The following is a 9,931-nucleotide window of genomic DNA, read 5'->3' as shown; positions in this document are numbered from 1 at the left end:
CGGCGATCCTGCCCGCGATGGCGGGGCAGTCATCGGCCGGCCAGATGAAACGGCTGCTCGCCCGGCTTTCCACGAGCTCGGCGTGCGGCAGGTGGGCGATGAGGGATTCGGCGTGAGCGAACGGGACCGCGCCGTCGTCGCGGCCGGCGATGACCAGGGCCCGGCTGGGTGACCTCGGCGGTCACCTCGCGGCCGGGGCGCAGATCGTTGAGGAAGCCACAGCCCGAGCGCATCCACGAGAAGAGGCCGACCAACCTCGCCCGCTGTTGAGTGGTGAGCTCGGCGATGACCTGGCGAGCCGGTCGGGTGGACAGGTCGCCCAGCTCGAATCGGTACTCCACGGGCCCGCACTCAGGCCGGCCACCGCGGTACGCCGCGATGATCCCTCCATGCTCACCTGCCTTTCCTGGAACCGCTTCCCCGAAGAGAGAGAATGCGGATATCGGGGTGCCAGGTTTCCGAGGACGGGCGAGGTGAGTGCGATCCACTCGGCGATGCGGGCGTCGACCTGGCCGGTGATGGCGACCTGGTACCAGTTACGACGTGGCCAACGCATACGGCGGGTCAGGCTGTGGACCGGCGCCCTCGTGGGCGGCGATCCAGGAGTCATGGAGCCACATTTGGGTGCCGCGTCGTCCTTGGCTGGAGTCCCAGGTGATGTCTCGTTCGTAAGTCAGGATGGAGCGGTCGGCGCCGACGACGACCCATGCGTAGCGGCCGTCGTCGTGGTGCATCTTCACTTTCATTCCGGAGACGGTGACAGTGGTGCCGTCAGGCCGGGTCACCGTCTCGTCGTGTTGGTCAACCCATTCAACGCTGAGGCCGTTGACGTACTCGGGGGCTACTTGTCGTAGGAAGTCGAGGGTGATCTGTTCGCTCGCAGCGGCGTCGGGGAGGGCGGCATCGCTACCCTGCCCGGTGAGTCGCGTGTAGCCGAGGATGGTTCCGTCCTCGTCGAGTACGAGGCTGGAGTGAGGGCCGCCGAGGCCGTAGCTGTCGGGTTGGTGGCGGATCACGGTGACCTGGCGGTCGTCGTGTTGCTCATGCCGTACGTCGACGATGTCCCAGCCGGCAGGGATGCTCAGCCCGGTGCCGCGCAGCGCGGCGCTCTCTAGCTGTTGCGCGTCGCCGAGGTCGCCTGGGTGGGATGCGGTGGGGGTTGGCATCGCGGAAGCCTCTCTCGGTTGGCTGATCGGTGGTTGGACGGCGGTTGACTCGGTCTCGTCTCCGGCGTTGGCGGCAACGGCGGTTCCCGCGGTCGCGAGAACCGCGAGCGCGATGACAGGGATGAGTGTTCTCGGGCGTGGCATGGCGTTGCTCCTTTGAGTGAGGGGAGTCGCGTTTGTCTTGGTGCTCATCGGCCGGGGCGGATGCGGCCGGTCGCAGCGGAGACGACGATTCCGGCGGCTAGATAGAGGCCGGCGAGGATGAGAAGAGCGGTGGTGAAGCCACCCGGCAGCTCAGTGGCGTAGGAGCCCAGACTGGCGCCGAGGAAGAGCACGAATCCGTTGATGGCCATCCCGATCCCGCGGGCAGGGTGGGCGGCGTCGCCCCATATGGTGATCATGGTCGGTACGAGGATGGCGACTCCCGCGACGAAGCCGATGCTCGCCGCGGTGACACCGATCAGGTGCCCGCCCAGTACGGCTTCGCCTGCCAGACTCACAGCGGCAACGACGAATCCGATCAGCGCAGTCCGTGTGACGCCGAAGCGGTTCAACAAAGGGCCAACGAGAAGCGAACAGAACATTGCGGGCAGCGCGGCCGCGCGGACCAGCATGGTCTCGGTGGAAGTGAGTCCGGCGTCGGCCAGGTGGGGTCCGAGCAGGGTGTACATGCCGACGAAGCCACCGAGGACGACAAGGTGCCCGGCACAGAGAACGAGTGAGCGGGGCCGGACGGTGAAGCGGATCAGGCTTGAGTATCGACTCAGGAGTGGTCGGTGAGGCCGCTCCACGTCGGGTTCACGGATCGTCGCCGCGGAGATCAAGGTGAGGACAGCCAGGGCCATGCCGCTGAGGAAGAAGGTCCAGCGCCACCCTCCGACGGCGCTGATAGCTGCGGCCGCCAACTGCCCGAGGATCCCTGCGGCGAGGAAGGCCACCGAGATGGCCCCGATCGCCCGCGTACGCCGTCGCGGCGGGAGGGTCTCTCCGAGATGGGCCAGCGCCGTTGGTGCGAACGTTGCGGCTGCAGCGCCTTGCACTGCACGAAGTGTCCCCAGGGCAGCCATCGACGATGCGAGCCCCACCGCAACGGTGGCCACCGTAAGCACAGCGAGGCCTGACACCAGAACACGGCGACGTCCGAGGTGATCGGACAACGGCCCGTAGACCAGGAAACCCACGGCGTAGAAGAACGAGTAGCCCGCTGCAAGTGCCGCGGTCACTCCCGCAGTGCCGAGGTCGGCACCCACGGTCTCTTGAAGGGGGATCGACACGTACAACTGCATCAGCACGATCAAGGCCGTGACGACAAGCAGTGGAACGACGCCACCACGGGCCGCGCGCCGGGCGATGACGGGCGCATCTGGGGTGTTCGCAGTGATCGGCATAGCCCTCCTCCGCAATTCCAACGGTCGCGTTGGAATTCAGTGTAGACACGTCACGACCCAAACTGCAACGGGAGCGTTGGATATGCTGGTCGGCATGGCATGGAACACCGAGGAGACCAAGCGCAAACTCAAAGAAGCTGCGGTTGCCGAGTTCGCTGCCCACGGACTCGGCGGCACGACCATGGAACGCATCGCCCGCCGCGCGGGGGTCAACAAGGAGCGGCTGTACACCTACTTCGGCGACAAGCCCCGGCTCTTCGCCACCGTGCTCGCCGACGAACTCAACAAGGTCGCTGCCGCCGTCCCACTCGACCACCTCGACGGCCCTGAGGCCGTGGCCGAGTACGCCGGCGCGGTGTACGCCTACCACGCCGAACACCCCGAGCTGACCAGGCTCCTGCTCTGGGAAGGCCTGCTCGATCTTCCCGCGGTCCCCGACGAGGCATCCCGCACCGACTACTACCGCACCAAGGTCGCCGCGTTCGAGCGGGCGCAACAAAGCAAGACGATCAGTGACACGCTTCCCGCGGCCGACCTCGCCTTCCTCGTTCTCGCCCTCGCAGGCTGGTGGTACGCCGTACCGCAGATGGCACGCATGATGCACGCCGACAGCTCGAGCACGCCCGCATCGGCCAAGGCCGCACTCATGCAGGCCGCCACGCAACTTGCGGCTCCATCGAACTAAGGCGTGTATCGGAAGTACCCCCCCGGCGCCGTGTTCGCCGGGGGTGCTCCTCGTTCCACGCCCGGGCCGGGGTGCGGCCGTCCAAGCCGGCGTGCGGCCGCTCAAGGTTGTACCAGCGGATACCCACACCGGAGATGACCGCCACGCGAGCCCGGTGCACCGCCGAGACGTTCCCGCGGAAATAGGCGTAGGCCTCCTGGTCCTCGCACCGCGGCGATAAGCCGCGGACCCGTCGCCAGAGGTTCAGGCCGGGATCGATGACCCGATCGAGGCGGGCGATGACGGAAGTTCCGGGCGGGGAAGGACCGAAGATGGGGAGCGGCGACCTGGCACCGGTGGGTGGAAGGGGCGGGGAGAAGTTCGCCACTCGCGGGCTGTCGGAGGTGCGGCGCCGGACCGTCCTGCCACGCGCCTGGCTGATCAGCCAGCTCGGCCGCCGGCATGACGGCAGCCTGCTTAGTCCCCATCAGGGACGGCTGCGTCCGACTCAATCGCCATGTCGGATGCGGCGATGACGGGAGCTGGGGTCTGAAGGACCGGGCGCGAAGGGCGGACCAGCCGTCTCAAACCAGATACGGGGTCTCTGTCTTTACCCCTTTCAGCAGGGGCTCCCTGCTCCTGGGCGGTATGGGTTGCACTGGGAAGCCCACGCCCATATCGCTGATAACGAAAAGGTCCGAATGTCTGACAACAACAGCCGTCGCCGATTCTTGCTGAGCACGGCCGGCCTTGCAGCGACTTCTCTCGTCGCCGGGGTGACAGGATGCGCCTCGGACGAGCAGGCGTCCGTAGCCCAGCGCACGTCTACGCCGGCAGCCGGAAGCGGGGACACCGCGACGACGGCGATCACGCTGGCCGCACGCCGCCGACTGGGTTCGCTGGAGGTCTCCAGCATCGGCCTGGGCTGCCAGACGATGCCGGGGAATCTGTACGGCCCGGTCAGCAGCCGCGAAAATATGATCACCATCATCCGTACCGCCGTCGAACAGGGCGTGACCCTGTTCGATACCGCCGAGGTGTACGGGCCGTTGGAGTCCGAGCGCATCCTCGGTGAAGCCCTGCAACCAGTACGCGACCAGGTGGTGATCGCGTCAAAATTCGGGTTCGACGTCAACCAGCAGACAGGCGAACGTGGCGGCCTCAACAGCCGGCCCGACCACATCCGGCAAGCCGTGGATGGCATGCTGCAACGCCTGCGCACCGACCACATCGACCTGCTGTACCAGCACCGTGTCGACCCGCAGGTCCCGATCGAGGACGTGGCGGGCACGGTCAAAGAGCTGATCACCGCCGGTAAGGTCCGCCACTGGGGCCTGTCCGAACCGGGCCCGCAGACGATCCGCCGCGCGCACGCGGTGCAGCCGCTGACGGCGATCCAGAACGAGTACAACCTGCTGTGGCGCGGACCGGAAGACCAGGTTCTGCCGTTGTGCGAAGAGCTGGGCATCGGCTTCGTCTGCTGGGCCCCGCTGTCGTACGGCTTCACCACCGGCACCATCAACCCCTACACCCGGTTCACCCAGGGCGACTTCCGGGCGATGGTGCCGCGCCACTCGCGAGAGAATATGACGGCCAACATGGCGGTGGTGCAACTGCTGCAGGACTGGGCCGTACGCAAGGGCGCCACGCCCGGACAGCTGTCACTGGCGTGGTTGCAGGCGCAGAAGCCGTGGATCGTGCCGATCCCGAGTGCGACCCGGACCTCGCATCTGCTGGAGAACATCGGCACCGAAGAAGTCACCTTCACCAGTGACGAACTGCAGCGGTTCACCACCGCCCTGAACGCGGTCAGGGTCCGGGGCGAACGACTGCCGGCCCCGGTGCTCGCTCAAACGGGAGTCGAAGCGCCGAGGTCGTGACATACCGCCCGGCGGGCAGGATCGGCGGCAATGCCTGCCTGTTCAGCGGGTGGGCCCGTCCAGCATCACGGTCGTGGAGCCGGGTCCTGACAGGCATGAGCCGGCACGGTCATTCTCTGGCCTGGACCGTGACGCTGGCATTCCTCGCGGCCCACGTGGCGAGCAGTTGGAGGCCGTCACCGGAGGGAGTTCCCGGCTCGGCGGAGTAGGTCAGGACCGTCAGAACCTCATCGCCGGGCAGCTCAAACGCTTCGTAGGCCAGGTCAAGCTCGCCGATGGCGGGATGGCGGAAGCGTTTGGTGCCGTGCCGGTGCACGTAGACGTCCTGGGCGGCCCACCAGGCGCGGAAGGGGTCGCTGCGCATGGACAGCTCGCCGATGAGGTTCACCAGGTGCTGGTCGTGCGGGTTCTGGGCGGCGGCGATGCGCAGCGCGGCGACGGAGGAGCGGGCCACCTGCGCCCAGTCCGGATAGAACGCCTGGGCATGCGGGTTCAGGAAGGTGAACCGCATCGAGTTCACCGGCAGAGCCGTGCCCGCGGCGAACATGGGCGCGTACAGAGCCATGCCCAGAGGGTTCGCGGCCAGGATGTCGAACCGATGGTTGCGCAGGAACGCTGGCACGCTGGTCATCGAATCCAGCACGCGGCGGACCGACGGCCGCACCTCGGGTGTCTTGATGCGGCGGGCGCGGGCCGGTGCGGTGCCGGCGGCGCGGGCCAGGTGGTGCAGGTGCGCCGTCTCCGTGTCGTCGAGTTGCAGCGCGCGAGCGACGGCGTCCAAGACGCTTTCGGAAGCCCCGGCGAGATTGCCGCGCTCCAGACGCGTGTAGTACTCGACGCTGACCCCGGCCAGCGCGGCGACCTCGCCGCGGCGCAACCCGACGACCCGACGGCGGCCGTAGGCGGGGATGCCCGCCTGCTCCGGGCTGACCTTGGCCCGGCGTGAGCTGAGGAACGCCCGGACGTCGCTGCGGTTGTCCATATTCCCAGGCTAGGCAGTCCGTCCGGCGTAAGGGGGTCCCTGTTGTTACCCCTTTGCGCGGTGACTTCCTTCCGGCTGCGGTGAGGGGTTTGCTGGAAGCAGGCGATCCGCCGGCGCCACGCCGGAAGCAGGCGCTGGCGTTGCCCCGGGGAGGACAGGCACTGCCGCACCCGGGCAAGAGCCGTTTGTTGAAGAGCCGCCGGGATATCCCGGGCCGACCGGGCACGCGTAGGGCTCTGACCAGTGACAAGCGTAACGACAAGATCATCGGAGTTTTCGCTCTCAGAGGAGAGAACGACCATGAAGCATGTGAGCGTCGGCGAGCTCGACGTGGCCCGGATCGGGCTGGGCGCGATGGGCATGTCCCACGGCTACACCGATTCGGGAACCGATGAGGCCGAGTCGATCCGCACTCTGCATCGGGCGCTGGAGCTGGGCGTCACGCTGATCGACACCGCTGAGATCTACGGACCCTACGCCAACGAGGAGCTCCTCGGCCGGGCCTTGAAGGGCCGCCGTGACCAGGTGGTGCTGGCGATCCACCGAGGGATTCGGCGAGGGCGACTTCCGGCACGGCAACCCGCGGTTCACCGGCGAGAACTTCCAAGCCAACCTGCGGATCGCTGATGAGGCCCAGGCGGTGGCGGCCGAGGCGGGAGCCACCACCGCCCAGGTCGCGCTGGCGTGGCTGCTGGCCCAGGGCGACGACATTGTCCCCATCCCCGGCACCAAGCGCGTCCACCGGGTGGAGGAGAACACCGCCGCCGACGCCCTCCAGCTGACCGGCGAGCAGCTCGCCCGGCTCTCCGCCCTGCCCCCGGCCGCCGGCGACACCCACACCGAAGCCGGCCTGGTGATGCTCGAACGCTGACCAGGCTCAGCCCCCGACCTCGCCAGCCTCAGCGGCTGTAGTGATCGCCGACCACACGATGAGGAGCGTCCCATGCAGACCGTCGCCCTGAACAACGGCGTCCAGATGCCCATCCTGGGCTTCGGGGTCTTCCAGATCCCGCCGGAGCAGACCGAGCAGGTCGTCACCGACGCTCTGGCCGCCGGATTCCGCAAGTTCGACACGGCCGCGGCTTATGAGAACGAGGAGGCCGTCGGCCGTGCGCTCAAGGCCAGCGGCATTCCGCGCGAGGAGCTGTTCGTCACCACCAAGCTGTGGGTGCAAGACAACCCCGTCGAAGAGCACACCCGGCGGGCGTTCGAGACCTCGGCGAAGAAGCTCGGCCTGGACTACCTGGACCTATACCTGATGCACCAGCCCTACGGCGACGTGTACGGCCAGTGGCGCGCCATGGAGGCCCTGCACCGCGACGGCCGGATCAAGGCGATCGGTATCTCCAACTTCTACCCCGACCGGGTGATCGACCTCGTCGACCACAACGAGCTCACACCGGCGGTGAACCAGATCGAAGTCCACCCGTTCTTCCAGCGCGCCACCGACCAGCAGATCAACAGCGAGCGCGGAATCCTGATCGAGTCGTGGGGCCCCTTCGCCGCGGGCAAGAACAACCTGTTCACCCACCCCGTCCTCATCGAGATCGGCCAGGCCCACGGCAAGACCGTGCCGCAGGTGGTGCTGCGCTGGCTCATCCAGCGCGGCATCCCGGTGAACGCCAAGTCGGTCAGCCCGCAGCGGATGGCGGCCAACCTGGAGGTGTTCGACTTCGAGCTAGCCGACGACCAGATGGCCCACATCGCCGCCCTGGACACGGGCGCCTCCCTGTACTTCGACCACCGCGACCCCGCCATGGTCACCTGGCTCGGCAACCGCCGCATCAGCTAAGGGGTGGAGATGATGGATCGCCCGGCCGGCATGCTCCCACGCCGTCAGCTCCTACGCGGCGCGCTGCTCCTGGGAGGCGCAGTGATCACCGCGACCGCCGGCGGCTGCGGCACACCAGACCAGCGCACGACCCAGCCGACCGGCCAGCCCATCCCAGCCCCTGCCACCCGGCGGCCCACCGCGGCCGCGGGTCGGCCGGTCCTGCTGGCGTACTTCTCCCGGCCGGGCGAAAACTACCACTACGGCGGCCGCCGGAACCTGCGAATCGGCAACACCCAGGTCCTCGCCCAGATGATCAGCGAGCGTCTCGACTGCGACGTCTACCGCATCCAGGCCGCGGATCCCTACCCCGACGACTACGACCAGACCGTCGCCCGCAACGTTCAAGAACAGAACGACGACGCGCGGCCCACCATCGCCAATGCCCTACCTGACCTGGATCGCTACGCCACGGTCCTGCTGGCCGGCCCCATCTGGAACGTCAGAGCCCCCATGATCATGACGACGTTCACCGAGCAGCTCGACTTCACTGGCAAGACCGTCCTGCCCGTCACCACCTATGCCACGAGCGGCCTGGGCACCACTGCCCGCGACTACGCCGCCTCCTGCTCCGGTGCCGCCATCGGCGACGGCCTCGCCGTCCGCGGCGAAGAAGTCACCGACGCCGACCCCGACATTCAGACGTGGCTGCGCCGCACCGGCCTGCCCCGCAGATGATCGACCCGGTGTCCGGTCTCATCCGACCCGAGGCATGTCCCACTGATCATGAGGCATTCGCTCAGGTGCCTCAGGTCCGTGAGACGGCAAGTCCCTGGCCGGACTCAACCGACAGGAGACCGGCGAGCGAAACGAGGATCTGCCTCATGATCAGCGAGACGCCACAGGTTCCGCGCGTCTCATCCAATCTGAGGCACCGCAGCTCAGCGCCATCCCGTACCTCAAGTTCAACGAGACAGGACACCCGGGCAGCGGCTCGACACCAACTCCATGCTGCACACGAACGGCGTTCGGCCCCGAGGTGGCCGACCGGGCGCAGAAGAACGCCGAGGTCATCCGGCGGCTCGCCGAGGGTGGTGAGCCGGTTTACCAGGCGCTTTTGCCGTTCGCCGCGAACCTCGAACAAGCCGTGGTCGAGATCGAAGCGGTCATGGGCACTCCTTGCAGTGAGTTGATCGCAATCCGTTAGACGAAGTGCTGGCGCGGGAGGTTTACCTTCCGTGCTGGTGCTCCATCCGGCGGGCGGCCCGGACTCCGACACCCGCACCGAGACAGGAAGCCCCGAACGCCGGCACGTTCACCTGGAAAGGACAGCAACACCTTAATCAACAAGGAACAAGACACCCTCGCGGAACCGACGTGGGCCGACGTACTGACCGATGCCTACCGGCGCGCCTGACCCCGCTCTTCCACACCGACATGACCCGTACGGGGACCGTGCAGCTTCGGCCTGACCGACGCCTGGACCTGACCGGGCCGCCGCCGGCCCCGGAAAGCTGATGTGACGGGGAAGTGCTGGTCAGCATGAGCGGGACGAGCGCTGGCGTGGCGTCCCCAGCCACCGAGGCGGCAAGGCCAACCTGGCCGCCATGCCGCGGGCTGCGCTACCAGCGCGCTAGCGCCGGGCTAGCACGCCGGAAGAGCATCATGGGTCATGTCCCACGTGCTGGTGGCGAGTCAGGTCCTGCTCGCCACGGTCTTCGTCGTCTCCGCGTTCTCAAAGCTGCGTAACCGTGCCGCACTGCGGTCTTTCGCCGTCACTCTGCGATTGCTGCCCGGTGCGGTCCGGTTCCCGGCTGCCGTGGCGGCGGTGGGTATGGAAGTTGTCACTGCGGCCACCTTGATCGTGTTTCCCCGTGCGGGGTTGGTCGCCGGCGGGATGTTGTTGATCGCGTTTTCCATGTGGATCGCTGTTTCCCTTCGCTCGGGGCAGCGTGAGCCGTGTCAGTGCTTCGGCGTGTCCGCGACGCCGCTCGGTCCGGTGCATCTGGTCCGTAACGGGCTTCTGCTGCTCGTTGTCGCGGTGGGTTGGGTGGCGCTGATGTTTCCTGGCGGCCCGGTG

General features: G+C 67.6%; 11 protein-coding genes. 8 read left to right on the top strand and 3 right to left on the bottom strand.

The window, feature by feature from the left end; translation table 11 throughout:
- Positions 1-536: 536 nt before the first annotated feature.
- Positions 537-1,310, bottom strand: coding sequence for a hypothetical protein (locus MBA17_RS48880; protein WP_238505813.1), 774 nt, complete (start codon positions 1,308-1,310; stop codon positions 537-539).
- Between the two features lie 44 nt (positions 1,311-1,354).
- Positions 1,355-2,554 (bottom strand): MFS transporter, encoded by a 1,200-nt coding sequence (locus MBA17_RS48875; RefSeq protein ID WP_238505812.1) that lies wholly within the window; start codon positions 2,552-2,554, stop codon positions 1,355-1,357.
- 94 nt (positions 2,555-2,648) lie between these two features.
- On the opposite strand from MBA17_RS48875, the gene MBA17_RS48870 reads away from it, so the two are divergent.
- Positions 2,649-3,239, top strand: coding sequence for a TetR/AcrR family transcriptional regulator (locus MBA17_RS48870; protein ID WP_238505811.1), 591 nt, complete (start codon positions 2,649-2,651; stop codon positions 3,237-3,239).
- 632 nt (positions 3,240-3,871) lie between these two features.
- Entirely contained in the window at positions 3,872-5,098 is a 1,227-nt protein-coding gene (locus tag MBA17_RS48865) for an aldo/keto reductase (RefSeq protein ID WP_238505810.1), read from the top strand.
- Positions 5,099-5,207: 109 nt separating this feature from the next.
- Here MBA17_RS48865 and MBA17_RS48860 read toward each other — a convergent pair whose 3' ends face one another.
- Positions 5,208-6,080, bottom strand: a complete 873-nt coding sequence (locus MBA17_RS48860) for a helix-turn-helix transcriptional regulator (protein WP_238505809.1) — start codon at positions 6,078-6,080, stop codon at positions 5,208-5,210.
- A gap of 300 nt (positions 6,081-6,380) precedes the next feature.
- Here MBA17_RS48860 and MBA17_RS50910 point away from each other — a divergent pair, with 300 nt between their 5' ends.
- The 6 genes from MBA17_RS50910 to MBA17_RS48835 form a co-directional block, all read left to right on the top strand.
- Positions 6,381-6,707: an aldo/keto reductase gene (locus tag MBA17_RS50910; RefSeq protein ID WP_455433000.1), complete on the top strand. Its 327-nt coding sequence runs from the start codon at positions 6,381-6,383 to the stop codon at positions 6,705-6,707.
- Positions 6,598-6,951 (top strand): aldo/keto reductase, encoded by a 354-nt coding sequence (locus MBA17_RS50905; protein WP_455432999.1) that lies wholly within the window; start codon positions 6,598-6,600, stop codon positions 6,949-6,951. The genes MBA17_RS50910 and MBA17_RS50905 overlap by 110 nt, the downstream gene beginning before the upstream one ends.
- Before the next feature lie 72 nt (positions 6,952-7,023).
- Positions 7,024-7,872 (top strand): aldo/keto reductase, encoded by an 849-nt coding sequence (locus tag MBA17_RS48850; RefSeq protein ID WP_238505808.1) that lies wholly within the window; start codon positions 7,024-7,026, stop codon positions 7,870-7,872.
- A gap of 9 nt (positions 7,873-7,881) precedes the next feature.
- Positions 7,882-8,589 carry a flavodoxin gene (locus MBA17_RS48845; RefSeq protein WP_238505807.1) on the top strand — a complete coding sequence of 236 codons (708 nt, stop codon included), beginning with the start codon at positions 7,882-7,884 and terminating at the stop codon, positions 8,587-8,589.
- A 301-nt stretch (positions 8,590-8,890) separates the two neighbouring features.
- The gene (locus tag MBA17_RS48840; protein ID WP_238505806.1) at positions 8,891-9,058 is read left to right on the top strand and encodes a hypothetical protein; all 168 of its coding nucleotides are present in this window, start codon (positions 8,891-8,893) and stop codon (positions 9,056-9,058) included.
- A gap of 465 nt (positions 9,059-9,523) precedes the next feature.
- The coding region (locus MBA17_RS48835; RefSeq protein ID WP_238505805.1) for a MauE/DoxX family redox-associated membrane protein at positions 9,524-9,931 on the top strand (408 nt) is incomplete at its 3' end.

The organism is Dolomitihabitans soli, assembly GCF_022213955.1.
GTDB classification, from domain to species: Bacteria; Actinomycetota; Actinomycetes; order Streptosporangiales; family Streptosporangiaceae; genus Streptosporangium_A; species Streptosporangium_A soli.
Note: the sequence above shows the minus strand (reverse complement) of the source record. Positions and strands in the feature narration are given on the sequence as shown.

What these genes read in the sequence shown, in the direction of transcription:
- MBA17_RS50910 (WP_455433000.1), top strand. Translation starts at nt 6,381, where the DNA reads ATGAAGCATGTGAGCGTCGGCGAGCTCGACGTGGCCCGGATCGGGCTG.
- MBA17_RS48850 (WP_238505808.1), top strand. Translation starts at nt 7,024, where the DNA reads ATGCAGACCGTCGCCCTGAACAACGGCGTCCAGATGCCCATCCTGGGC.
- MBA17_RS48880 (WP_238505813.1), bottom strand. Translation starts at nt 1,310, where the DNA reads ATGCCACGCCCGAGAACACTCATCCCTGTCATCGCGCTCGCGGTTCTC.
- MBA17_RS48875 (WP_238505812.1), bottom strand. Translation starts at nt 2,554, where the DNA reads ATGCCGATCACTGCGAACACCCCAGATGCGCCCGTCATCGCCCGGCGC.
- MBA17_RS48860 (WP_238505809.1), bottom strand. Translation starts at nt 6,080, where the DNA reads ATGGACAACCGCAGCGACGTCCGGGCGTTCCTCAGCTCACGCCGGGCC.
- MBA17_RS48845 (WP_238505807.1), top strand. Translation starts at nt 7,882, where the DNA reads ATGATGGATCGCCCGGCCGGCATGCTCCCACGCCGTCAGCTCCTACGC.
- MBA17_RS48870 (WP_238505811.1), top strand. Translation starts at nt 2,649, where the DNA reads ATGGCATGGAACACCGAGGAGACCAAGCGCAAACTCAAAGAAGCTGCG.